General features: G+C 57.5%; 20 protein-coding genes and 1 pseudogene. 15 read left to right on the forward strand and 6 right to left on the reverse strand.

Translation table 11 applies throughout. The features are described 5' to 3' along the window. On the forward strand, window positions 1-1,053 hold the full coding sequence (gene hisC, locus AC1MDT_RS26155; RefSeq protein ID WP_480419602.1) for a histidinol-phosphate transaminase: 1,053 nt from the start codon (window positions 1-3) through the stop codon (window positions 1,051-1,053). Between the two features lie 117 nt (window positions 1,054-1,170). Here hisC and algW read toward each other — a convergent pair whose 3' ends face one another. Next, complete coding sequence (algW, locus tag AC1MDT_RS26160) at window positions 1,171-2,325, reverse strand: Do family serine endopeptidase AlgW (protein ID WP_480419603.1); 1,155 nt, start codon at window positions 2,323-2,325, stop codon at window positions 1,171-1,173. Window positions 2,326-2,427: 102 nt separating this feature from the next. Here algW and AC1MDT_RS26165 point away from each other — a divergent pair, with 102 nt between their 5' ends. From AC1MDT_RS26165 to cysN, 3 genes are all read left to right on the forward strand, one after another. Then, a complete protein-coding gene (locus tag AC1MDT_RS26165) occupies window positions 2,428-3,186 on the forward strand; it encodes a Nif3-like dinuclear metal center hexameric protein (protein WP_480419604.1) in 759 nt (252 codons plus the stop codon). Between the two features lie 261 nt (window positions 3,187-3,447). Continuing rightward, window positions 3,448-4,365, forward strand: a complete 918-nt coding sequence (gene cysD / locus AC1MDT_RS26170; protein WP_201114859.1) for a sulfate adenylyltransferase subunit CysD — start codon at window positions 3,448-3,450, stop codon at window positions 4,363-4,365. Between the two features lie 9 nt (window positions 4,366-4,374). Then, a complete protein-coding gene (cysN, locus tag AC1MDT_RS26175; protein ID WP_480419605.1) occupies window positions 4,375-6,273 on the forward strand; it encodes a sulfate adenylyltransferase subunit CysN in 1,899 nt (632 codons plus the stop codon). Between the two features lie 165 nt (window positions 6,274-6,438). Here cysN and AC1MDT_RS26180 read toward each other — a convergent pair whose 3' ends face one another. The 3 genes from AC1MDT_RS26180 to AC1MDT_RS26190 are packed head-to-tail and all read right to left on the reverse strand — an operon-like array spanning window position 6,439 to window position 9,839. Beyond that, entirely contained in the window at window positions 6,439-7,341 is a 903-nt protein-coding gene (locus tag AC1MDT_RS26180) for an acyltransferase (protein ID WP_480419606.1), read from the reverse strand. Further along, window positions 7,342-9,441 (reverse strand): phosphate acetyltransferase, encoded by a 2,100-nt coding sequence (gene pta, locus AC1MDT_RS26185; RefSeq protein ID WP_480419607.1) that lies wholly within the window; start codon window positions 9,439-9,441, stop codon window positions 7,342-7,344. 59 nt (window positions 9,442-9,500) lie between these two features. Further along, window positions 9,501-9,839, reverse strand: coding sequence for a DUF3565 domain-containing protein (locus AC1MDT_RS26190; RefSeq protein ID WP_480419608.1), 339 nt, complete (start codon window positions 9,837-9,839; stop codon window positions 9,501-9,503). Between AC1MDT_RS26190 and AC1MDT_RS26195 the strand changes: the two genes are divergently transcribed. The 3 genes from AC1MDT_RS26195 (at window position 9,808) to AC1MDT_RS26205 (ending at window position 12,218) form a co-directional block, all read left to right on the forward strand. Next, window positions 9,808-10,293 carry an FKBP-type peptidyl-prolyl cis-trans isomerase gene (locus AC1MDT_RS26195; protein WP_480419609.1) on the forward strand — a complete coding sequence of 162 codons (486 nt, stop codon included), beginning with the start codon at window positions 9,808-9,810 and terminating at the stop codon, window positions 10,291-10,293. The genes AC1MDT_RS26190 and AC1MDT_RS26195 overlap by 32 nt on opposite strands. Window positions 10,294-10,416: 123 nt before the next feature. After that, window positions 10,417-10,899, forward strand: a complete 483-nt coding sequence (locus tag AC1MDT_RS26200) for a glutathione peroxidase (RefSeq protein ID WP_480419610.1) — start codon at window positions 10,417-10,419, stop codon at window positions 10,897-10,899. 215 nt (window positions 10,900-11,114) lie between these two features. Continuing rightward, complete coding sequence (locus AC1MDT_RS26205; protein WP_480419611.1) at window positions 11,115-12,218, forward strand: NADH:flavin oxidoreductase; 1,104 nt, start codon at window positions 11,115-11,117, stop codon at window positions 12,216-12,218. Between the two features lie 127 nt (window positions 12,219-12,345). Here the strand turns inward: AC1MDT_RS26205 and AC1MDT_RS26210 are convergent, their stop codons facing one another. Both AC1MDT_RS26210 and AC1MDT_RS26215 read right to left on the reverse strand, forming a co-directional pair. Further along, window positions 12,346-13,545 (reverse strand): glycosyltransferase family 4 protein, encoded by a 1,200-nt coding sequence (locus tag AC1MDT_RS26210; RefSeq protein WP_480419612.1) that lies wholly within the window; start codon window positions 13,543-13,545, stop codon window positions 12,346-12,348. 248 nt (window positions 13,546-13,793) lie between these two features. Continuing rightward, window positions 13,794-14,015, reverse strand: a pseudogene (locus AC1MDT_RS26215) (EI24 domain-containing protein); the annotation flags it as partial. 121 nt (window positions 14,016-14,136) lie between these two features. Here AC1MDT_RS26215 and AC1MDT_RS26220 point away from each other — a divergent pair. Genes AC1MDT_RS26220 through AC1MDT_RS26255 form a run of 8 tightly spaced genes read left to right on the forward strand, consistent with a single transcriptional unit; the run spans window position 14,137 to window position 23,071 of the window. After that, window positions 14,137-15,006 (forward strand): MurR/RpiR family transcriptional regulator, encoded by an 870-nt coding sequence (locus tag AC1MDT_RS26220; RefSeq protein ID WP_480419613.1) that lies wholly within the window; start codon window positions 14,137-14,139, stop codon window positions 15,004-15,006. A gap of 41 nt (window positions 15,007-15,047) precedes the next feature. Beyond that, on the forward strand, window positions 15,048-16,637 hold the full coding sequence (locus tag AC1MDT_RS26225) for an ABC transporter substrate-binding protein (protein ID WP_480419614.1): 1,590 nt from the start codon (window positions 15,048-15,050) through the stop codon (window positions 16,635-16,637). Between the two features lie 32 nt (window positions 16,638-16,669). Next, entirely contained in the window at window positions 16,670-17,599 is a 930-nt protein-coding gene (locus AC1MDT_RS26230; protein WP_480419615.1) for an ABC transporter permease, read from the forward strand. Further along, window positions 17,596-18,477, forward strand: coding sequence for an ABC transporter permease (locus AC1MDT_RS26235; RefSeq protein WP_480419616.1), 882 nt, complete (start codon window positions 17,596-17,598; stop codon window positions 18,475-18,477). The genes AC1MDT_RS26230 and AC1MDT_RS26235 overlap by 4 nt, the downstream gene beginning before the upstream one ends. A 4-nt stretch (window positions 18,478-18,481) precedes the next feature. Then, window positions 18,482-19,441 (forward strand): ABC transporter ATP-binding protein, encoded by a 960-nt coding sequence (locus AC1MDT_RS26240; RefSeq protein WP_480419617.1) that lies wholly within the window; start codon window positions 18,482-18,484, stop codon window positions 19,439-19,441. Continuing rightward, window positions 19,438-20,415, forward strand: coding sequence for an ABC transporter ATP-binding protein (locus AC1MDT_RS26245; RefSeq protein WP_480419618.1), 978 nt, complete (start codon window positions 19,438-19,440; stop codon window positions 20,413-20,415). The genes AC1MDT_RS26240 and AC1MDT_RS26245 overlap by 4 nt, the downstream gene beginning before the upstream one ends. Then, window positions 20,416-21,930: a M81 family metallopeptidase gene (locus AC1MDT_RS26250; protein ID WP_480419619.1), complete on the forward strand. Its 1,515-nt coding sequence runs from the start codon at window positions 20,416-20,418 to the stop codon at window positions 21,928-21,930. It begins immediately after the preceding gene. Window position 21,931: 1 nt separating this feature from the next. Continuing rightward, window positions 21,932-23,071, forward strand: a complete 1,140-nt coding sequence (locus AC1MDT_RS26255) for an NAD(P)/FAD-dependent oxidoreductase (RefSeq protein WP_480419620.1) — start codon at window positions 21,932-21,934, stop codon at window positions 23,069-23,071. Window positions 23,072-23,460 lie beyond the last annotated feature (389 nt).

Here is a 23,460-nt window from a genome sequence, read left to right on the forward strand (position 1 = left end):
ATGAGTAAATTCTGGAGCCCGTTCGTCAAGGATCTGGTGCCTTACGTGCCGGGTGAGCAGCCGAAGCTGACCAAGCTGGTGAAGCTTAACACCAACGAAAACCCCTACGGTCCCTCGCCAAAAGCCTTGGCGGCGATGCAGACCGAACTGAACGATAACCTGCGCCTGTACCCGGACCCGAACAGCGACCTGCTCAAGCAAGCGGTCGCCAAGTACTACAGCGTGCAGAGCAATCAGGTGTTTCTCGGCAACGGTTCCGATGAAGTCCTGGCGCACATCTTTCACGGTTTGCTGCAACACGATAAACCGCTGCTGTTCCCGGACATCAGCTACAGCTTCTACCCGGTGTACTGCGGGTTGTACGGCATCACCTTTGACGCGGTGCCGCTGGACGAACAGTTCCAGATCAACCCGGCGGACTACGCCAAGCCGAACGGCGGGATCATCTTCCCTAACCCGAACGCACCGACCGGTTGCCTGTTGGCGCTGGACGCCGTTGAGCAAATCCTCAAGGCCAGCCCGGACTCGGTGGTCGTGGTCGATGAGGCTTATATCGACTTCGGCGGTGAGACCGCGATCAGCCTGGTGGACCGTTATCCGAACCTGCTGGTGACCCAGACCCTGTCCAAGTCCCGTTCACTGGCCGGCCTGCGGGTTGGTTTGGCGGTGGGGCATCCGGACCTGATCGAGGCGCTGGAGCGGATCAAGAACAGCTTCAACTCTTATCCACTGGATCGCCTGGCGATTGTCGGTGCGGCGGCAGCGTTCGAGGATCGCGAGTACTTCGACAAGACCTGCCGGTTGGTCATCGAAAGTCGTGACAAGGTAGTCGGTCAGCTTGAGGCGAAGGGTTTTGAGGTGCTGCCGTCGGCGGCAAACTTCATCTTCGCCCGTCATCCCAAACACGATGCGGCAGGGCTGGCGGCGAAGTTACGCGAGCAGGGTGTTATCGTTCGGCACTTCAAGCAGGAGCGGATTGCCCAGTTCCTGCGAATTTCGATGGGTACACCAGAGCAGAATCAGGCGTTGATCGACGCCCTCGGCGACCTATAAACCCAGCACTGATCCTGTAGGAGCGAGCTTGCTCGCGATGGAGTGTCAGTCGACATCAATGTAGCTGAGACACCATCGCGAGCAAGCTCGCTCCTACAGTGGTTATGTGTGAGGCGCTTACTCTTCTTCTTTAACCGGCGCCGGTGGTGGGCGCAAACCGATTTCGGCGGTGAGCTTGAGCTCCTTGCCGTTGCGCATCACCTGGACCGTGACGTTGTCAGTTGGTTTGATCCGCGCGACCTGGTTCATCGAACGCCGACCATCACTGGCCGGTTCGCCATCAATGCTGAGGATCACGTCGCCCAGTTGCAGGCCGGCCTTCTGCGCCGGACCATCGCGGAAAATTCCCGCCACCACAATCCCCGGGCGCCCTGACAGACCGTAGGACTCCGCCAGTTCCTGAGTCAGCGGTTGCACTTCGATACCGAGCCAGCCGCGAATCACCTGGCCGTGCTCAATGATCGATTTCATGACTTCCATGGCCAGCTTGATCGGGATCGCGAAACCGATACCCTGTGAGCCACCGGATTTGGAGAAGATTGCGGTGTTGATACCGGTCAGGTTGCCATTGGCGTCCACCAGTGCGCCACCGGAGTTGCCGGGGTTGATCGCAGCGTCGGTCTGGATGAAGTCTTCGTAGTTGTTCAGGCCCAGCTGATTGCGCCCGGTCGCGCTGATAATGCCCATGGTGACGGTCTGGCCGACACCGAACGGGTTGCCGATGGCCAGCGCCACGTCGCCGATGCGGATGTTGTCGGAGCGGCCAACGGTGATCGATGGCAGGTTTTTCAGATCAATCTTCAGGACCGCCAGATCGGTCTCCGGATCGCTGCCGATCACTCGGGCCAGGGTTTCACGGCCGTCCTTGAGTGCGACCACGATCTGATCGGCGCCACTGGTGACGTGGTTGTTGGTCAGCAAGTAACCTTCCGGGCTCATGATCACACCGGAACCCAGGCTCGACTCCATGCGCTTCTGCTTGGGCGAGTTGTCGCCGAAGAAACGGCGGAACTGCGGATCTTCGAACAGCGGATGGTTCGGTTTGTTGATGACTTTGGTGGTGTACAGGTTGACCACCGCCGGCGCGGCGATGGTGACGGCATCGGCGTAGGACACGGGCCCCTGCTGCACGCTGGTGGTTTGCGGGGCTTGCTGCAGATTGACGTCGAGGTTCGGGAGCCCGACCCATTGCGGGTAACGCTGGATGATCAACAGAGCGATAAGCACGCCAGCCAACAGCGGCCAGCCGGAAAAACGCAGCGCTTTGAGCATTAAGCACGTCCTGAGAGGTTGCAGGCGGTATGAGACCGCCCATAATGTTGCGCATTATACGAGGCCGCGCGTGCCTCTGAACGGGATATTTAGGAGTCTTTTATGGCCGTCGCCCTGAGCACCCTGGTCGAAGAAGCCGACCGATACCTGAGTAGTGCAAAGATTGCCGATTATTGCCCCAACGGATTGCAGGTCGAAGGCGGGCCCCAGGTCATGCGCATCGTCAGCGGCGTAACCGCCAGCCAGGCCTTGCTCGACGCGGCGGTGGAAGCCAAGGCCGACCTGGTGCTGGTGCATCACGGCTACTTCTGGAAAGGCGAGAACCCATGCATCACCGGCATGAAGCAGCGTCGACTGAAAACCCTGCTCAAGCATGACATCAGCCTGCTGTCTTACCATTTACCACTGGATCTGCACCCGGAAGTCGGCAATAACGTGCAGCTGGCGCGTCAGCTGGACATCACCGTCGAAGGCCCGCTTGATCCGGACAATCTGAAGGTCGTTGGCCTGGTCGGCTCGCTGAGTGAACCGATGACGGCTCGGGATTTCGCCCGCCGCGTGCAGGAAGTCATGGGCCGCGAGCCCTTGCTGATCGAAGGCAGCAAGATGATTCGCCGGGTCGGCTGGTGCACCGGTGGCGGCCAGGGTTACATCGATCAGGCTGTGCTGGCCGGCGTCGACCTGTACCTCAGCGGTGAAGCTTCCGAGCAAACCTTCCACAGCGCCCGGGAAAACGACATCAGCTTCATCGCCGCCGGCCACCATGCCACCGAGCGCTACGGGGTCCAGGCCTTGGGCGATTACCTGGCGCGACGTTTCGCCCTGGAGCACATATTCATCGATTGCCCGAATCCTATCTGAATCAACCCATACCCACTGTGGGAGCGAGCCTGCTCGCGATGGTCGTCAACGATAACGCTGCAAATCTGACGCCCCGCGGTGTTCTCGGGTTTATCGCGAGCAAGCTCGCTCCTACAGAGGTCTTCGGTGCCCAAACGAGGCGGTATATTCATATGCCCTTTCGATCTAGCTGGTGGCCTGATTAGAAGAGGTCGCTGTGCTAGGATTCCTCGCTCGAACACGGCCCGCTGGCCGTCCATAAGATCGTTTTCGTGAGTAGCCATGGTCGACAAACTGACGCATCTGAAACAGCTGGAGGCCGAAAGCATCCACATCATCCGCGAGGTCGCCGCCGAGTTCGATAACCCGGTGATGCTGTACTCCGTCGGTAAAGACTCCGCCGTGATGCTGCACCTCGCGCGCAAGGCGTTCTTCCCGGGCAAACTGCCGTTCCCGGTAATGCACGTCGACACCCAGTGGAAGTTCAAGGAGATGTACACGTTCCGCGACCGCATGGTCGAAGAACTCGGCCTGGACCTGCTGGTACACGTCAACCCTGATGGCGTCGCGCAGGGTATCAACCCGCTGACCCACGGTAGCGCCAAGCACACCGATATCATGAAAACCGAAGGCCTCAAGCAGGCCCTCGACAAGTACGGCTTCGATGCCGCTTTCGGTGGTGCCCGTCGCGACGAAGAGAAATCCCGTGCCAAAGAGCGCGTGTATTCCTTCCGCGACACCAAGCACCGCTGGGACCCGAAGAACCAGCGTCCAGAGCTGTGGAACGTCTACAACGGCAACGTCAACAAGGGCGAATCGATCCGCGTATTCCCTTTGTCGAACTGGACCGAACTGGACATCTGGCAGTACATCTACCTCGAAGGCATCCCGATTGTGCCGCTGTACTTCGCCGCCGAGCGCGACGTCATCGAGATGAATGGCACCTGGATCATGATCGACGACGAACGCCTGCTCAATCACTTGAGCGATGAAGACAAGGCACGCATCGTCAAGAAAAAGGTCCGTTTCCGTACGCTCGGCGACTACCCGCTGACTGGTGCGGTCGAGTCCGAGGCCACCAGCCTGACCGACATCATTCAGGAAATGCTCCTGACGCGAACTTCCGAACGCCAGGGCCGGGTCATCGACCACGATGGCGCAGGCTCGATGGAAGAAAAGAAACGTCAGGGTTATTTCTAAGGGGTTGTCATGTCGCACGTATCTGATTTGATCAGCGAGGACATCCTCGCCTACCTGGGCCAGCACGAACGCAAGGAAATGCTGCGCTTTCTGACCTGTGGCAACGTCGATGACGGCAAGAGCACCCTGATCGGGCGCCTGCTGCACGACTCCAAAATGATCTACGAAGATCACCTGGAAGCCATTACCCGCGACTCGAAAAAAGTCGGCACCACCGGCGAAGACATCGATCTGGCGTTGCTGGTCGACGGCCTGCAGGCCGAGCGCGAGCAAGGCATCACCATCGATGTCGCGTACCGCTATTTCTCCACCGCCAAGCGTAAATTCATCATTGCCGACACCCCTGGCCATGAGCAGTACACCCGCAACATGGCCACCGGTGCGTCCACCTGTGACCTGGCGATCATCCTGGTCGACGCCCGCTATGGCGTGCAGACCCAGACCCGTCGCCACAGCTTCATCGCCTCGTTGCTGGGCATCAAACACATCGTGGTCGCCATCAACAAGATGGACCTCAACGGCTTCGACGAAACAGTGTTCGAGTCGATCAAGGCCGATTACCTGAAGTTCGCCGAAGGCATCGCGTTCAAGCCGACCACCATGGCTTTCGTGCCAATGTCGGCGCTGAAGGGCGACAACGTGGTGAACAAGTCCGAGCGCTCGCCGTGGTACACCGGCCAGTCGCTGATGGAAATTCTCGAGACCGTCGAGATCGCCAACGACCGCAACTACACCGACCTGCGGTTCCCGGTGCAGTACGTCAACCGTCCGAACCTGAACTTCCGTGGCTTCGCCGGTACGCTGGCCAGCGGCATCGTGCACAAAGGCGACGAAGTCGTTGTGCTGCCGTCGGGTAAAAGCAGCCGCGTGAAATCCATCGTCACCTTCGAGGGTGAGCTGGAGCACGCCGGTCCAGGTCAAGCGGTGACGCTGACCATGGAAGACGAGATCGACATCTCCCGCGGCGACTTGCTGGTGCACGCCGACAATCAGCCGCAGGTGACTGACGCCTTCGACGCCATGCTGGTGTGGATGGCCGAGGAACCGATGCTGCCGGGCAAAAAATACGACATCAAGCGCGCTACGACTTATGTGCCGGGTTCGATTACCAGCATCGTCAACCGCGTTGACGTGAACACCCTGGAAGAAGGTCCGGCCAGCTCCCTGCAGCTGAACGAGATCGGTCGGGTCAAGGTCAGCCTCGACGCGGCCATCGCTCTGGACGGTTACGACAGCAACCGCACCACTGGCTCGTTTATCGTCATCGACCGCTTGACCAACGGCACTGTCGCCGCCGGCATGATCATCGCCCAGCCATTAGCGCATGGCAGCAGCACGCACCACGGCAAACTGGCGCACGTTGCCACCGAAGAGCGCGCACAGCGCTTCGGCCAACAGCCGGCCACCGTGTTGTTCAGCGGCTTGTCGGGCGCGGGCAAAAGTACGCTGGCCTATGCCGTTGAACGCAAGCTGTTCGACATGGGCCGTGCGGTGTTCGTACTCGATGGCCAGAACCTGCGTCACGACCTGAACAAAGGTTTGCCACAGGATCGCGCCGGGCGTACCGAGAACTGGTCTCGTGCCGCGCACGTGGCGCGTCAGTTCAACGAAGCCGGTCTGCTGACGCTGGCAGCCTTCGTTGCGCCGAGTGCTGCAGGTCGTGAGCAGGCCAGGGAACTGATCGGCAAGGAGCGTCTGCTGACGGTCTACGTCCAGGCCTCGCCGACGGTCTGTGCCGAGCGTGATCCGCAAGGCTTGTACGCGGCAGCCGGGGATAACATCCCAGGCGAATCCTTCGCGTACGACGTGCCTCTGGATGCCGACCTCGTGGTCGACACCCAGTCGCTGTCGCTGGAAGAAAGCGTGAAGCAAGTGCTGGATCTGCTGCGTAGTCGCGGCGCGATCTAAGCGTTAGCCGCTAATGAAAAACCCGCCGATGAGTGATCATCGGCGGGTTTTTTTGTGTCCGTAAGATCGCCTTCGCGAGCAGGCTCGCCCCCACAGGTGATCTTCGGTGAACACTCAACTTGTGGGAGCGAGCCTGCTCGCGAAGAGGTCGGTACATTCACCGAACTACTTCGCGGGATACTCCCGATGCATCTGCCCCAGCAACGCATCCTTTTCTTCCCACAGCTGATTGATCCACCCCTGAAACTGCAATCGATACTCCCCATCCTGGTCGTAATTCTTGCCGATGAACTGCGATGGAATCTTCAGCTCTTGAAAATCCACCACAACGTCCTTCACGTTTCCACAGAGCAAATCCCAATACCCCGGACGCCAGCCGGGATAGTGAATGGTCACGTTAACGATGGATTCCAACTGCTCACCCATCGCATCCAGTACAAACGCAATGCCGCCAGCCTTGGGTTTCAGCAGATACCGGAACGGTGATTTCTGTTGCGCATGCTTGCCCTCGGTAAAACGCGTGCCCTCGACAAAGTTGAAAATTCCGACCGGGTTGTTGCGGAACTTGTCGCAGGTCTTGCGGGTGGTTTCCAGGTCCTTGCCTTTCTTCTCCGGGTGTCTTTCCAGGTAGGCCTTGGAGTAGCGCTTCATGAAGGGAAAGCCCAACGTCCACCAGGCCAGACCAATCACCGGCACCCAGATCAGCTCTTGCTTGAGAAAGAACTTCAGCGGCTGGATGCGACGGTTAAGCACGTATTGCAGCACCATGATGTCGACCCAGCTCTGGTGGTTGCTGGTAATCAGGTACGAGTGCTGATAGTCCAGCCCTTCAAGGCCGCTGAGGTGCCAGCGGGTGCGACAGACCAGGTTCATCCAGGCTTTGTTGTTGCTGATCCAGGCTTCATGGGTATGGCTCATCAGCCAGCGCGTGAAACGTTGGGCGAGGGCGAAGGGCAACACTTTGAAAATCGCCACACAGAACAGAAACGAGCAAAGCAAAATCGTATTCAATGCCAGCAACAACGATGCAATCACGCCACGCACGGCGGCGGGTAGAAAATCCAGCATTTAAAGATCCAATGGTCGGTTTGCAGCTTGAATCGCGGTCAATGCGATGGTGTACACGATGTCATCGACTTGCGCGCCGCGCGGCAGGTCGTTCACTGGTTTGCGCAGGCCTTGCAGCATCGGCCCAAGGCTCACGCAGTCGGCGCTGCGTTGCACGGCTTTGTGCGTGGTGTTGCCGGTGTTCAGGTCGGGGAACACGAACACCGTGGCGCGACCGGCGACCTGGCTGTTCGGCGCCAGTTGCCGGGCGACGGTTTCGTTGGCGGCGGCGTCGTACTGCAATGGGCCGTCGATCAGCAACGAATTTTGCTGTTCGTGGGCGAGCAACGTCGCTTCGCGCACTTTCTCGACTTCCTCGCCGCTGGCCGATTCGCCGCTCGAATAGCTGATCATTGCCACGCGTGGCGTGATGCCGAAGGCCGCTGCCGAATCAGCGCTTTGCAGGGCGATCTCGGCCAGTTCGCTGGCGCTCGGGTGCGGGTTCATCACGCAGTCGCCGTAGACCAGGACTTCTTCGGGAAACAGCATGAAGAACACCGACGACACCAATGTGCAGCCCGGCGCCGTTTTAATCAGCTGCAGGGCCGGGCGGATGGTGTTGGCGGTAGAGTGAATGACCCCGGACACCAGGCCGTCGACTTCATCCAGCGCGAGCATCATGGTGCCGATCACCACGGTGTCTTCCAGTTGCTGCTCGGCCATCGGTGCGTTGAGGCTTTTGCTTTTGCGCAGGGCGACCATCGGCTCGACGTAGCGTTCGCGGATCAGGTCCGGGTCGAGAATCTCCAGCCCCGGCGGCAACTCGATGCCTTGAGCGCGGGCGACCGCTTCAACGTCCGCAGGCTTTGCCAGCAACACGCAACGGGCAATGCCACGCGCTTGACAGATCGCCGCCGCTTGCACGGTCAGGGGCTCGCTGCCTTCGGGCAACACGATGCGCTTGTTGGCGGCCTGGGCGCGCTGGATCAATTGGTAGCGGAACACCGCGGGTGACAGGCGCATTTCCCGTGGCGTGCCGCAGCGCTGATGCAGCCAGTTGGCGTCCAGATGGCTGGCGACGAAGTCGGTGATGATCTCCGCGCGCTCGCGGTCATCGATCGGGATTTCCTTGTTCAGGCCGTTCAACTGGTTGGCGGTGTCGTAGGAGCCGGTGCTCACCGACAACACCGGCAAGCCAGCCTGCAAGGCGCCACGGCACAGGTCCATGATGCGCGGATCGGGCAGGGTGTCGCTGGTTAGCAGCAGGCCGGCCAATGGCACGCCATTCATGGCTGCAAGACTGACGGCGAGGATGATGTCGTCACGGTCGCCAGGGGTCACCACCAACACGCCGGGCTTGAGCAGCTCCACGGTGTTGCGCACGGTACGGGCGCAGATGATGATGCTGGTCATGCGCCGGGTTTCGTAATCCCCGGCATTGAGGATTTGCGCGCCCATCAGGTCGGCCACATCGCGGGTGCGCGGCGCGTTCAGTTCCGGCTGGAACGGGATGCAGCCCAACAGACGGAAATCGCCGCTGCGCAACAGCGGTGAGTGTTCCTTCAGGCGTGAAGCGAAGGCCGCCATGCTTTCGTCGGTCTTGACCTTGTTGAGGATCACACCGAGGACTTTCGGGTCTTTCGGACCGCCGAACAATTGCGCCTGCAACTCCACGCGGCCGGAGAGTTCGCTCAGCACTTCATTTTCCGGTGCCGAGACCAGTATCACGTCGGCGTCGAGACTCTTGGCCAAATGCAGATTGACCCGCGCGGCATAACTGGCGCTGCGGGTCGGGACCATGCCTTCGACGATCAGCACGTCCTTGCCGATGGCGGCTTGCTGATAAAGGGTGATGATTTCTTCGAGCAGTTCGTCGAGCTGGCCGTCACCGAGCATGCGCTCGACGTGGGCCAGTCCCAATGGCTTTGGCGGTTTCAAACCGTGGGTGCGGGCCACCAGTTCGGTGGAGCGTTCCGGCCCGGTATCACCCGGATGTGGCTGGGCAATCGGTTTGAAAAAGCCGACTTTAAGGCCGGCCCGCTCAAGGGTGCGCACCAGCCCGAGGCTGATGGAGGTCAGACCCACACCAAAATCGGTGGGGGCGATAAAAAAAGTTTGCATGCGGATTCTCTGGAGGTGCATGGCAATGGCGATCGTCTATATCTGACGATCTACCCAAATCAGTCGTTAAGGTTATCGCTAACCGAGCCCTGTGCGCACCAACCGCAATCAAAGGGCTGGCCTATTTTTTTAATACGTTGCGCGGGGTCCAGGACCCAGGCGCGTGATTGCCAGGGTGGCTGGTGACGCAGGTGCTGGGTGTGGCCGCAGGATAGCTCGGCCACCCAATGCCCATCCTCGTCCTGGTGAAAGCCTGTGACCGTCGCCCCTTTCGCTGCGATCCGTCTGTCCGGGTTGTGTTCGCTTTCGGGCGATGGCTTCGCTAAACTTGGTCTTTCTTCATTCTTATGCAAAAGGTCTCGCCCCATGCTGATCGCCGCCAATAAGGCTGTCTCCATCGACTATACCCTGACCAACGACGCTGGTGAGGTCATCGACAGCTCAGCCGGCGGCGCGCCGCTGGTCTACCTGCAAGGCGCAGGCAACATCATTCCGGGCCTGGAAAAGGCTCTGGAAGGCAAAACAGTCGGTGACGAACTGACGGTTGCCGTAGAACCTGAAGATGCTTACGGCGAATACGCTGCCGAACTGGTCAGCACTCTGAGCCGTAGCATGTTCGAAGGCGTCGACGAACTGGAAGTGGGCATGCAGTTCCACGCTTCCGCTCCGGACGGCCAGATGCAGATCGTCACCATCCGCGATCTGGACGGCGACGAAGTCACCGTCGACGGCAACCACCCGTTGGCCGGTCAGCGCCTGAATTTCCAGGTCAAGATCATCGACATCCGTGAAGCCAGCCAGGAAGAAGTCGCTCATGGTCACGTCCATGGCGAAGGTGGCCATCACCACTGATTTTCTGCGCTAAGCTTTCGAGAACTGGAGAGGCGCCCGAGGGCGCCTTTTTAGTCCGCGGCTGTCCCTGGCGGCACCGCCAAGAGGCTGTTTCGAGAAGAACACGGGAATTTGGAGTTCGTCATGAGTGCTTTTCACGACCTTAAATTGACAGGCCTGGATGGTCAGGAGCTACCTCTGGCGCCCTTCAAGGGGCACGTCGTGCTGGTGGTCAACGTCGCCTCCAAATGTGGCTTGACCCCACAGTACGCGGCGCTGGAAAACCTCTACCAGCAATACAAAGGCCAGGGCTTCAGCGTGCTGGGCTTGCCGTGCAACCAGTTTGCCGGGCAGGAACCAGGCACCGAGCAAGAGATTCAGGAATTCTGCAGCCTCAACTATGGCGTGACCTTTCCGTTGTCCAGCAAGCTGGAAGTCAACGGTCATGATCGTCATCAGTTGTACCGTCTGCTGGCGGGCGAGGGGGCTGAATTTCCGGGGGACATTACCTGGAACTTCGAAAAATTCCTGCTGGGTAAGGACGGGCGTGTGCTGGCCCGATTCTCCCCGCGCACGGCGCCGGACGATCCGACGGTGATTCACGCGATCGAAAAAGCGTTGAGCTGACCTCTCCCCCTGTAGGAGCGAGCTTGCTCGCGATGGACTTGAGAACGCCGCGGGGTATCAGGCTGGCAGCGTTATCGTTGACGACCATCGCGAGCAAGCTCGCTCCTACAGTACCCCTTATCTTTTAGATCTTAATCACTGCTATCAATAGTAGTGTTCAAAGCTTTCCGATCTCCATATTATGTTCGTCATAAAGTCATTTCGTGGAGCGTCCCATGCCCGTTAAAGCCCTATTCAAACCGTTCCATCTCGGCACCCTCGAATTGCCGACCCGCGTCGTCATGGCGCCGATGACCCGCTCCTTTTCGCCGGGTGGCGTACCCAATTCCAAAGTGATCGAGTACTACCGTCGTCGCGCAGCCGCTGGGGTTGGCTTGATCATCACCGAAGGCACCACCGTCGGGCACAAGGCTGCTAACGGTTACCCTGACGTGCCGCATTTCTACGGTGAGGCGGCGCTGGCCGGCTGGAAAAAAGTCGTCGATGCGGTGCACGCCGAAGGCGGCAAGATCGTTCCGCAACTGTGGCATGTCGGCAGCGTGCGTCGTATCGGCACCGAGCCGGATGCCAGTGTGCCGGGTTACGGACCGTCGGAAAAACTGAAGGACGGTCAGGTCGTGGTTCACGGCATGACCCGGCAAGATATTCAGGACGTCATCGCCGCGTTCGCCCAGGCCGCGAAAGATGCCCAGAGCATTGGCATGGACGGTGTGGAAATTCACGGTGCCCATGGCTATCTGGTCGATCAGTTCTTCTGGGAAGGTAGCAACCAGCGCACCGACGAATACGGCGGCAGCCTCGCCAACCGTTCGCGCTTCGCCATCGAATTGATTCAGGCCGTGCGTGCTGCGGTCGGCGAAGGCTTCCCGATCATCTTCCGTTTCTCCCAGTGGAAGCAACAGGACTACACCGCGCGCCTGGTGCAAACCCCGCAAGCCTTGGGCGAGTTCCTCAAGCCATTGTCCGACGCAGGCGTGGACATTTTCCACTGCTCGACTCGCCGTTTCTGGGAGCCGGAGTTCGACGGTTCCGAACTGAACCTGGCGGGTTGGACGCGCAAACTGACGGGCAAGCCGACCATCACCGTGGGGAGCGTTGGCCTCGATGGCGAGTTCCTGCAATTCATGGTCAACACCGACAAAATCGCACAGCCGGCCAGTCTGGAAAAACTGCTGGAGCGTTTGAACAACGATGAGTTCGATCTGGTAGCGGTGGGGCGTGCGCTGCTGGTAGACCCGGACTGGGCGCAGAAAGTGCGCGACGGTCGTGAGGAGGACATCCTGCCGTTTAGCCGTGAGGCGTTGATGACACTGGTTTAAGCGGCGCCTGAGCTGACCCTATCGCGAGCAAGCTCGCTCCCACAGGTGACCGAGTTCCTTCAAGGGAATGAGATCAAAATGTGGGAGCGAGCTTGCTCGCGATGGCTGACTTAAAGTCGACAAAAATTCAAGGCACGGTCGGTGCATTCGGCACCACCTGTTCCCCCACACAAGCCCCTCGCAACTGCCCTTCAAACTGGTCGATAATTGCCGCCCAACCCTGACGGCTCGCATGCTGTCGAGCATTGAGCCTGACGCAACGCAAGGTTTCGCGCTGCTCCAGCAGCCATGCAGCGGCATCACAGAACGCCTCTTCATCCCCCGGCATCGCCAGCACGCCATTGTAGCCATGGCGAATATGCTGAGCCGCCGCTGCCTGATCGTACGCCACCACGCCCAATCCCGACGCCAGCGCCTCAAGCACCACGTTGCCAAAGGTTTCGGTCATGCTTGGAAAAAAAAATACATCCCCCGACGCATAGTGGCTGGCCAAGGCTTCACCACGTTGTGATCCGCAAAAAATCGCCTCGGGCAGTTCCTTCTCCAGTGCCGCACGTTGCGGACCGTCGCCGACGATGATCAGTTTTAGATTTCGCTGTGGATAAGTCGCTTTCAGCGTGTCGAAACAGCGCTTGAGCAAACCAAGATTCTTCTCCGGCGCGAGGCGTCCTACGTGGATGACGGCAATGTCCTTCTCGGCCAGGCCCCATTGTTCGCGCAGTGATTGCAGGCGTTTGGCCGGATGAAACAATTGGCTGTCGACCCCGCGGGACAGCAACGCCAGACGCTCGAAATGCCGTCGCTCCAGTTCCATTCTTTGGCTCACGCTCGGCACCAAGGTCAGCGTCGAGTGATTGTGAAACCAACGCAGGTAATGAGTCAGCATGCGAGTCAGCAGTCCCAGCCCATACTGACGGGAGTACTGCTGAAAATTGGTGTGAAAACCGCTCACCACCGAAATCCCCAATCGCCGTGCCGCGCGCAACGCGGACAGTCCCAGCGGTCCTTCGGTGGCAATGTAGAGCACGTCCGGGCGATGACGCTTCCAGCGCCGCAGCAGCTTGTGCATCGACGACTGGCCCCATTGCAAACCGGGGTACCCCGGCAATGGCCAGCCCCGGCACAGCAGCAACGCGTCGTCGCTGCCCATTTGCTGGTCGCCCCCCTGACGTGGCCGCACTAACTCGACCTGATGTCCGCGCGCGCGCAAACCGTCACACAAGCGGCCGAGGGTATTGGCTACGCCGTTAATTTCCGGTGGGAAGGTTTCGGTGATCAGGGTGATATGCAGAGCTGTCGTCATGACCTCAGTGTCGGCTGAGGCCATGTCGCCGTTGTGACGGGGGGATGATGGATTTGTGACGATGTTTTTTTCGCCACGCTCTCAATTTTGCGAGGCTCAGGTCGTTGACCTTGGCTGAACACACTCCACAAGGAAGCGATCATGTTCGAAAATGTTTATGTGGGACTTTGAGCAGTGGCCGACCGTTTTCGTGGCGCTGCTTTGGGCAATGACTCTTTTCGGGATGTGGATTATCCACCATTGAAATAACCCACGATGGTGGAGGTCGCCTTTCAGCGCCTCTGCACCACGATGGCTTCTGCGCCACGCTCGCGCACCCAAAACAACGTTGCCCCCGCCACCGCCGCCGCCGGCATCATCAGAATGTTGACCACCGGGATCAGCAGCACCAGGTAAACGATGCCGCCGAAACTCATGCTCTGCCAACGCTTCTGGCGCAGCCAGGCGAGCATCTCGTTCCAGCCGAGTTTGTGATTGTTTGCCGGGTAATCGATGGGTAATCCCCCCTCCCGCAAATAGATTGCGAAAATAATTGGCAGCTGCAGAATGAGGTATGTTATAAAAATATTATTTGGTGAAGCTATGATACAAACATAACATTTTTTGGGTGTTTCAATGAATACCGTGAAGCAACGCTTGCTCGATAGCCTCGAAAAATCAACCGCCTCAGGGCGAGCTATCGCCAGTTATATGCTGGCCAATTTGAACGAGTTGCCATTCGAGACAGCCGCCAGCATCGCCACCAAAATCGGTGTCGGTGAGATGTCTGTGGGGCGGTTCTGTCGCTCTATCGGCTATATCCACTTCAAAGAACTGAAAGCTGATTTGAAAGGCAATATCGGTGACAGTCCCTGGTTGGTTGGTGATCGGTTGCGGGAGTTCGCAGCACGCGCCCAGTCGGGAAACGACCAGCTTGCCTCTAGTTTGGAGTGTGAAATCAGCACAATGGTGCGAGTTTACGAAATTGCTCAAAGCCCCGAGTTCGAGCGTTTCGTCAAGCGTCTGGCGACTTGGGAAAAGGTTTACTGCGTTGGATTTCAAACGGAACGGGGGGTCGCGGCAATCCTTGCGCATCAGTTGCAATATCTACGCGATGGCGTGCATTTGGTCGATCAGGCCGCCGGTAATTTCGTCGACGTACTGATCTCCGATCCCTCCAAAGCCATGTTGGTCATCATCGACACTCGCCGATATTCGCGCCAAAGCCTGTTATTGGCGACCTCGGCGCGAAATCTTGGCATACCGGTGACCATCATCACTGACACCTTTTGTGATTGGGGTCCGTCAGTTGCCAGCGAAGTTTTCGCCGTACCGACCGAACTCAATCACTTCTTGGATTCTCTGGGTCCGCTCGTATCTCTGGTGCAGTTGGCGATCAACGGTGTGTTCGGGCAATTAGGCGCGTCCGTCGAGGATCGCTTGAGCCAGATTTTTGCTTGCTACAACAAGTTCACCGGATACATAGGAATACCGCAGGACAACTGACAAAAAGCTCAAACAACAAAAACAAATAGAGGAGCTCCATCGTGAATGTAATCAAAGGCAAGTATTACGGGCCGCTGTTTGCTCTCAGTTTCATCTGCGCAGGAGGACTACTTTCAAATAGTGTTTTGGCGGCTACTGAAGCCACCTTTGTTTTGCCCTCTTCGCAAGCGGGCGCGCCCTCTCTGGACCCAATCCGTAGCACATTGGTGACGCTGGTTGATGGCGTGATCTACGACCGTCTGGTGGACCAGGGCGCGGATCAGAAATTTCATCCACACCTAGCGACAAGCTGGGAAACCACGGCAGATGGCATGAGTTGGACCTTCCACCTGCGCAAGGGTGTCTCGTTCCACGACGGCGAGCCCTTCAACGCTCAGACCATTGCCTGGTGGATACCGAAATTTGCTGGAACCGAAAACGCCTTTTTGGTCAGCGCCATCGACAAGGTCGAGGTTGTCGATGACTACACTGTGCATTTCGTGATGAAGCATCCCGACACCAACCTGCTCTACAACCTTTCAAGTGGATTCATGGGCATTCCAAGTCCCAAGGCCTATGACTCGGCGGGTGAAAAATACGGCGTGACGGTCGCCGTCGGCACGGGGCCGTACATGCTTGAAAGTTTTACTATCGGCTCAGAGGCTGTGCTGGCTCGTAATCCAAACTACAACTGGGGCGGTCCTCTATCTGCTAACAAAGGGCCGGCAAAGATAGACAAATTGACCATGCGCGAGATTGCTGATTCCTCTACGGCCTTTCTCGAATTCAAGACCGGCGGTGTTGATCTGGTGATTGATGTCCCGAGTGACATCCTGGCGCAATACAAGACACTGAACAACGCGACAATTGAAAGCAACTCAGGCTTCGGCATTTTCTACATGCCGATCAACACCACCATCGAACCTTTTACCGATTTAAAAGTGCGTAAGGCCACGGCCTTAGCCATTAACCAACAAGAAATTGTCGATAGTTTGTTCGCTGGCAAGGGACGTGCTGCGCACAACTTTCTGATTGCTTCACTGCCGGAATCCAAGGTCGATCCAAAACTCAACATTTCCTATGACCCTGCACAAGCCAAGGCCCTGCTCGAAGAGGCAGGCTGGAAGGTTGGATCTGACGGAGTCCGCATAAAAAATGGCAAGCCATTGAGCGTGACATTGGTGGCGCAAAGCGACACCGAGTTCAAACGCATGACAGAAGTCATCCAGGCACAGCTGAAAGCTGTGGGTATAAACGCAAAAATCTCGATTCTCGATAGCAGTTCAATTAAAGCCGAATACAAGAAGGGAACGCAGCAACTGGCGGTGCGCAGCTATGGCTGGAACAACGCAGACATCCTCGATTGGTTCTTCAGTGCTGAACGCCTCGGCTACCCCAACGTTTCGATGTGGAAGGATGCAAAGGCTGAGGAATTGCGGACCAAGGCTCTGACAGGTTCGCGGACACCGGAAGAGCGATCCGCCAATTTCCTTGCCTATCACGAATATGTGCTCAGCCAATACCCCTTTGCTCCGATCTATGAGCCGGAACAGAGCATGGTCTTCGACAAGAAACATCTGGAATTGCCCAGCAAAATCGACGGACCGCAATTTTCGGCCCAGAGCGTGCTTGACATTTCAATGAAGGAATAAGGGGCAGAATATGACGACCGGAGACGACTGACATGATGAGTTATTTTATTCGGAGGCTGCTGGCGATGATTCCAGTCTTTTTCGTCGTCTCTGGCGTTGTTTTTCTGATAGTCCATATGGTGCCAGGAGACCCGGTTGATAACATGATGAGCGTGGGCGCTTCGGTAACCCAGCGAGCGGAAATTGTGGCCCGCTATGGTCTGGACCGTAGTCTGATTGAACAGTATTTCGTTTGGCTAAACAGTATTGTTCACGGCGACTTAGGGACAGCAATTGTGATGCGCCGGCCGGTGGCCGATCTCATCATGAGCAATCTAGGCTATAGCCTGGCCCTCGGTGGCTGGGCATTAATGTTCTCGGCGGTCACCGGCCTGCTGGCCGGAGCGATTGCCGCGTCTTTTCAAAATCGCTTGATCGATCACAGCCTGATGGGGATGTCGTTGCTCGGCTCGACGGTCCCCACCTTCTGGCTTGGCCTTTTGCTGATCATGTTGTTTGCTGTCGAACTTGGTTGGGTACCGGTGTCCGGTGCACGTCACTGGACCTCGTTGATCCTGCCCGTAATTACCGTTGGATTGGGCGGTATGGCGCTGGTTGCCAAGGTGACACGCATCTCCATGATTGAAATTGCCCGCGAAGACTTCGTGATGCTGCTGCATGCCAAGGGGCTGTCTCGCTGGACGATCCAGCTACGCCACATCCTGCGTCACGCCCTCATTCCTGTGGTGACGATTCTAAGTTTGCGTATCGGTCTGATCGTCGGCGGCTCGGTGACAGTGGAGTATGTATTTGCCCGGCCGGGGCTGGGTTCGCTTTTAATCCGCGCCTTAGCGCAGCGCGACTATCCGCTGATACAGAGCTGCCTGCTGTTTCTGGCCATTGCAGTCATGCTCGGTACGCTGCTGGGGGATTTGCTGCAAGCCGCTATGGACCCGCGTCAACGTGAGGACTCTGCACAATGACCTCTCTTCCTTCTTCCATGACCTCTCTTCCTTCTTCCGTCTGCAGGAACATATCTGTGTTGATGCCGACGTTCAGTTCAGCTATCTCCGGCGTCGCTCTGCTGACTCTGATCTTCATTGCCTGCGCCGCACCCTGGCTGGCGCCTTACCCATACGACCTGCAAAATCTCTCCATCGCCGCCCAGTCTCCGTCTGTCGCGCATTGGTTCGGCACCGACGAGTTCGGTCGAGACGTGCTCTCGCGAGTCATTTTCGGCGCCCGAACTTCGCTCAGTGTCTCACTGGTAGCCATTAGTCTTTCAGTGACTACTGGCATTCTGATCGGCGCCATTTGCGGCTATGTCGGTGGTCGTTTGGACCGGATTGTGATGTCTATCGTCGACCTGACCTGGAGCTTCCCTGAAATTGTGCTGGCACTTTTGATCGTGGCAATCATTGGTCCCAGCTCGTCCAGTACGATTCTCGCGATCAGCATCGCCTACCTGGCGCAATTTACGCGTCTTACCCGCACCCAGATCAGAAGCTTGAAGCGTCAGACATTCGTGGAGGCAAGCCTGAGCCTGGGAGCAGGGCCAACACATATCGTCATGCGTCGACTGCTGCCGAATGTGGTGGCCCCGGTCATCGTCATCGCCATGATGAACACCGGCAACGCGATCCTCCTTGAGGCGACTCTTGGATTTTTCGGTATGGGTGTACAACCGCCGGTACCAAGCTGGGGAGCCATGATGAGCACCGGGTCAGCACAATTATTCAGTGCACCCTGGGTCATCCTGTTGCCAGGCGCACTCATTGCTCTTTCCGTCATTTTCATCAATCTTTTTGGAGAGGGTGTCCTGTATGCCTTGGATATCAAGGCTCAAGCGAGGAGTCGTTGAATCCATGTTATTGACCATTGAAAATTTGAAAGTCGGATTCGGACCGTTCGAGCCTTTGTCCGGGGTCGACTTGAGTCTCGACAAAGGTGAGATCCTTGGGCTTGTCGGTGAGTCCGGCTCTGGAAAATCGATGACTGCGATGAGCATCATGGGACTCTTGCCGCTAATGGGGGGACGGGTTAAGTCCGGCAGTATCCGGTTAGATGGCACGGACCTTACTACTCTGGACGAACGTAATTATCGCGCGTTACGCGGTGGGCGGATCGCACTCATCACGCAAAACCCCATGACGTCGCTCGACCCCGTGGTTCGCGTCGGCAGGCAAATAGATCAAGTGTCACAACTGCATTTACATCTGGATCGTCACGAAGCGAAAGCGCGCTCGGTCGAGTTGATGGAACGCATGCGCATTCCCGATCCGGCTCTTGCCTATGATCTGTTTCCACACCAACTGTCTGGCGGTATGCGCCAGAGAATCGTAATCGCCATGGCGTTAGCCGGTGATCCCGATCTGCTGATTGCCGATGAGCCGACCACAGCGCTGGATGTAACCGTCCAGGCCCAGATCATTCAGCTTCTAGTTCAGTTCGTTCGTGAACGCGGCCTTGGACTGGTGTTGATTACACATGATATGGGGGTCGTGGCCCAAACCTGTGATCGCGTCGCCGTAATGTATTGCGGGCAAGTGGTCGAATACGGCTCGGTGACGACGATTTTCGATAACCCACGACACCCTTATACCAGTGCGTTAATCGATTGTATCCCACGACCAGACATGCCCCCGGGAAGCCTGGCGGGAATCCCCGGAGTGGTGCCATCAGCCGGCAACATGCCTGATGGTTGTCGCTTCAATCCCCGCTGCAGCAGGGCGATAGATATATGCCGCCATTCGATGCCCCAGCCTAAGAGCGAGGCCGGACGCAGCGTTTCTTGTTTCCTGCAAACTGCCGGACAATTGCCATGAAGTCGATTTTATCAGTACGCGGCCTCGGACGAACTTTTACCAGTGGCGGCATCCTCAAGACTCGACGTCACTTTCGCGCCGTCAGCGATGTCTCCTTCGACGTGCAACGTGGCGAAGTGCTGGGCGTTGTCGGCGAGTCGGGCTGTGGAAAATCAACGCTTGCTCGACTCATCATGCGGCTTTTGACGCCCACGTCCGGCGAAGTGCTGTTTGACGGTACGGATATCGCCAGTCTTACGGCACGAGACTTGCGGCCACTTCGGCGTCATTTTCAGATGGTTTTCCAGGACCCTTACTCCTCAATCGACCCACGACAGAAGGTGCGCGATACGCTCCTTGAACCCTTTCAAGTGCAGGGCATCCATCTGTCGTCGACACAAGCTAGCGCCAAGGTCGATGCACTCTTGACGATGGTAGCCCTGCCGCTTCACCTGGCTGACAGCTACCAACATCAAATGTCAGGTGGACAGAAACAGCGGGTAGGCATCGCCCGGGCACTGGCGCTGGACCCTTCGCTAATCGTGCTTGACGAATCAACGGCCTCTCTCGACGTGTCAATCCAGGCGCAAGTCATTCGTCTGCTGCAGGACTTGCGTGATCGGCTCGACCTCACCTACATATTCATTTCCCACGATCTGGCGTTGGTGCAGTATTTCTGCGATCGAACGTTGGTGATGTACCTCGGTCGTGTGGTTGAAGTCCTCCCTCGAGGCGCCACGCCGATCCACCCCTATACCAAGGCGCTGATGGCCAGCGTTCTTGCTCCCGATCCGCACCAGCGACATGAGATTGTGCGGATCACCGGCGAAATTCCGAGTGGCTACGATGCGCCACTCGGTTGTGCCTTTGCCGGGCGCTGTCCAAAAGTACAACCACATTGTCGTGAAAGCCTGCCCATCCTCCTACCCCGTTCTGGCCAACATGCCGTGGCGTGCCACGTTCATGAATCGACGGTCCTTGCCCCGGAGTTCTAAATGTCATTCAAAGTCCTTACCGCCGAATTTTTGCACGAGTCGAACACCTTCAGTACCCGTAAGACCGGTCTACCAGAGTTCCGGAGCCAGACCCTGATGCTAGGCGAGGAAGCGGTGAAACAACGCAACGAATCCAATACCGGCCTGGCGGGTGCGCTTAGTTGCGCGACCGAATTCAATTGGGATATGCACCATGTCGTTAGCGCCTGGAGCGGGCCTTCGGGGCCGGTAACCGTCGAGGCCTACGAATACCTGACCGGTTTGATTGTCGAGGCAGCCAAAGCGCAAAACTTCGACGGCATTCTGCTGTGCGTGCATGGCGCCATGGTCGCCGAGCATACCGATGATGGCGAAGGTGAACTTCTGACGCGATTGCGTGCCGTAGTCGGCCCCAATCTGCCTATTGCTCTGACAATGGATTTACATGCCAATGTGACCGAACGCATGTGTGCGCTTGCACAGATCCTGGTTTCCTATAAGACCTACCCGCATATTGACCTGAAGGAGACCGCCTGCCACGCGGGTACCTTACTGCAGCGAACCATGAAAGGTGAAATCGAGCCGCGCACGTTGCGCATTCATCTGCCAATGCTCGAGGAAGCCAACGGTGGGCGTACCGATGTCGGGCCGATGATCGAGCGCATCGCAAAGGCTCGTGCCTGGGAGGCTGAACAGCCAGGCGCACTCGCCGTCAGCATCAATGGCGCATTCCCGGAAGCCGATATTGCCGAAGTCGGGCCTACAGTTCTCGTCACTTATGACGGTTGTGACCGCCTGCATCGCACCTTTGCCCAAAGTCTGGCAGATGACATCTGGAACCGCCGCGCCGAAGTGATGAATACCTATCATACAGTGGACGAAGTCGCGCAAATCGCCCGCACCTATCCCCTTAAAAACGGCCCTTTGATTATCGCTGATTACGCCGACAACCCTGGCGCTGGCGCTTATGGTGACGGCACTGAACTGTTACGGGCCCTGCTGGCTGCCGGAGTAGAGGATGCGTGCTTTGGCCCATTGGTCGACCCTGAGGTCGCTGCGATTCTGTGTCAAAAAGGTGTCGATACCACGGTGACAGTAGCCATCGGTGGCAAGAGCGATCCCCGCTTCGGCGGTGAACCGCTGACTGTAACCGGGCGTATTTTACTGGTTAGCAACGGTGATTTTATCGGTGATGGCCCCATGATTGGAGGCTTGAAACAGAGCTTCGGACCGACCGCAGTGCTGGTTGTCGATGGCATCGAAATCTTGGTGACCAGCGCTGCATTGCAAATGCTGGATCTCCAGCAATTTCGCGCCTTTGGCATCGACCCGGCCAAAAAACGTGTTGTTGCTCTGAAGTCGATGCAACATTTCCGTGCGGCCTTTGAACCGATTGCCAGCAGCGTATTGATCTGCGACAGCGGTGCACTTTGCACATTGGATTATGGACGTCTGCCCTTCAGCAAAATACCACGTCCGATCTACCCACTAGACCGCGAAATGATCCGCGCTACACCACCGAACTCTGGAGTTTAGTATGTCTCAGATTTTTGACGTCGCCGTCATTGGTGGCGGTATTGCAGGGGCTTCTTTTGCTTATAGAATCGCGGGACAACGCTCGCTAATTTTGCTCGAACGAGAAAGCCAAGTCGGTTATCACTCCACAGGCCGCTCGGCTGCAGAGTTTTCCAGCCAGTATCAAAGCCCATGGGTCGGCATCCTTGCCGAAGGCTCCTACGATTTTCTCGTTAATCCCCCTGCAGGGTTCACAGATGTCGATCTTCTAATTCCGCGTGGCAATCTGATCATTGCGTCGCGCGAGCGTGCACATTTGATCGAGTCGGCATTTAACCATGCACGGTCCACTTCGCCCGAGTCGCACATGCTGCATCCCCACGACGCCTTGGCGATGGTGCCGTTCCTGAAGGAGGACTATGTTGCCGCCGCTTTCTACGACCCGCTGAGTTGGGATATGGAGGTCGACAGCCTATTGCAGGGCTACCTTCGATTAGCTCGTCGAGCCGGAGCGCAGGTGCAGCTCGCAAGCCCAGTCACCTCGATCCATCGTGAATGCGGTGTTTATCATCTGCGAACCCCGGCAGGTGAGGTACGTTGCCGAAAAATAGTCAATGCCGCTGGTGCCTGGGCGGATGATTTCGCCGCGCTGGCCGGTCTCGAACGGCTCGGTATCGTGCCCTACCGCCGCACGGCAATCACGGTCGATGGCCCTGAAGGCATGGATATCTCCACCGTACCAGGCGTAAACGAAGTCGAAGAAGCGTTTTACTTCAAACCCGAATCTGGACGGATCATGGTCTCACCCGCCGATGCAACCCCGAGCGTGGCTTGCGACGCGCAGCCTGATGAACTGGACATCGCCTATGCAGCACACTTTCTGTCGGAATCGACGACGCTACCAATCGACCGAATCACTCACAAATGGGCGGGGCTGCGAAGCTTTGCCCCAGACAAACGGCAGGTGGTGGGTTTCAGTCCACAAGACGTGAATTTCTTTTGGCTGGCGGGGCAAGGTGGCAGTGGCATTCTAACCTCGCCAGCCCTTTCCGCGTGGGCTGCCGGTTTGTTTCTGGACGGTGCACCACCAATCAACTTGTGCAAAGCAGGGCTGCAACCAGATTTCTTTTCCCCCGCTCGCCTGCCAAGGCTCAAGCAATAGAAATATTAGGCTCAGACAGCGGGATATCTTCATTCCGCTATCATCCTCGCCTGATGATGTTCAGTTCAAGAAAATACCAGGCGCAGTCGCGCACGGCGGTAAAACTTCGCGGCCTCCCTTTTTATTGGTTCTTCCCGGGATTCCGTGAAGAACCTTTTTATTTGCCGGGGATTAGTCCAGCAGCCTTTGCAATGCCCGGAAGCTTCTGTATTTCCTCTGCCATTCTGGACAAAGGGTTCACCCCATACCGATCATCCTCATTCGAGCACGCATGACCGGTGATCCAATCGCTTACTTCTTCGGGAATTCCAACCTGTCAGGCTGTGGTCTTGAAGGTATGTCGGAAGCCGTGAAGGGGGTGACGTCCCTTTCGATATACGCTCCAACGA

It is taken from the genome of Pseudomonas sp. ASL7 (assembly GCF_056680375.1).

Bases quoted from the DNA above. Each gene is read 5' to 3' on its own strand.
- AC1MDT_RS26195 (WP_480419609.1), top strand. From the start codon at position 9,808: ATGCTGATCGCCGCCAATAAGGCTGTCTCCATCGACTATACCCTGACC.
- AC1MDT_RS26255 (WP_480419620.1), top strand. From the start codon at position 21,932: ATGTCTCAGATTTTTGACGTCGCCGTCATTGGTGGCGGTATTGCAGGG.
- AC1MDT_RS26240 (WP_480419617.1), top strand. From the start codon at position 18,482: ATGTTATTGACCATTGAAAATTTGAAAGTCGGATTCGGACCGTTCGAG.
- AC1MDT_RS26210 (WP_480419612.1), bottom strand. From the start codon at position 13,545: ATGGCCTCAGCCGACACTGAGGTCATGACGACAGCTCTGCATATCACC.
- algW (WP_480419603.1), bottom strand. From the start codon at position 2,325: ATGCTCAAAGCGCTGCGTTTTTCCGGCTGGCCGCTGTTGGCTGGCGTG.
- AC1MDT_RS26220 (WP_480419613.1), top strand. From the start codon at position 14,137: ATGAATACCGTGAAGCAACGCTTGCTCGATAGCCTCGAAAAATCAACC.
- AC1MDT_RS26180 (WP_480419606.1), bottom strand. From the start codon at position 7,341: ATGCTGGATTTTCTACCCGCCGCCGTGCGTGGCGTGATTGCATCGTTG.
- AC1MDT_RS26165 (WP_480419604.1), top strand. From the start codon at position 2,428: ATGGCCGTCGCCCTGAGCACCCTGGTCGAAGAAGCCGACCGATACCTG.
- AC1MDT_RS26200 (WP_480419610.1), top strand. From the start codon at position 10,417: ATGAGTGCTTTTCACGACCTTAAATTGACAGGCCTGGATGGTCAGGAG.
- AC1MDT_RS26190 (WP_480419608.1), bottom strand. From the start codon at position 9,839: ATGGAGACAGCCTTATTGGCGGCGATCAGCATGGGGCGAGACCTTTTG.
- hisC (WP_480419602.1), top strand. From the start codon at position 1: ATGAGTAAATTCTGGAGCCCGTTCGTCAAGGATCTGGTGCCTTACGTG.
- pta (WP_480419607.1), bottom strand. From the start codon at position 9,441: ATGCAAACTTTTTTTATCGCCCCCACCGATTTTGGTGTGGGTCTGACC.
- AC1MDT_RS26205 (WP_480419611.1), top strand. From the start codon at position 11,115: ATGCCCGTTAAAGCCCTATTCAAACCGTTCCATCTCGGCACCCTCGAA.
- AC1MDT_RS26250 (WP_480419619.1), top strand. From the start codon at position 20,416: ATGTCATTCAAAGTCCTTACCGCCGAATTTTTGCACGAGTCGAACACC.
- AC1MDT_RS26235 (WP_480419616.1), top strand. From the start codon at position 17,596: ATGACCTCTCTTCCTTCTTCCATGACCTCTCTTCCTTCTTCCGTCTGC.
- AC1MDT_RS26245 (WP_480419618.1), top strand. From the start codon at position 19,438: ATGAAGTCGATTTTATCAGTACGCGGCCTCGGACGAACTTTTACCAGT.
- AC1MDT_RS26230 (WP_480419615.1), top strand. From the start codon at position 16,670: ATGATGAGTTATTTTATTCGGAGGCTGCTGGCGATGATTCCAGTCTTT.
- cysD (WP_201114859.1), top strand. From the start codon at position 3,448: ATGGTCGACAAACTGACGCATCTGAAACAGCTGGAGGCCGAAAGCATC.
- cysN (WP_480419605.1), top strand. From the start codon at position 4,375: ATGTCGCACGTATCTGATTTGATCAGCGAGGACATCCTCGCCTACCTG.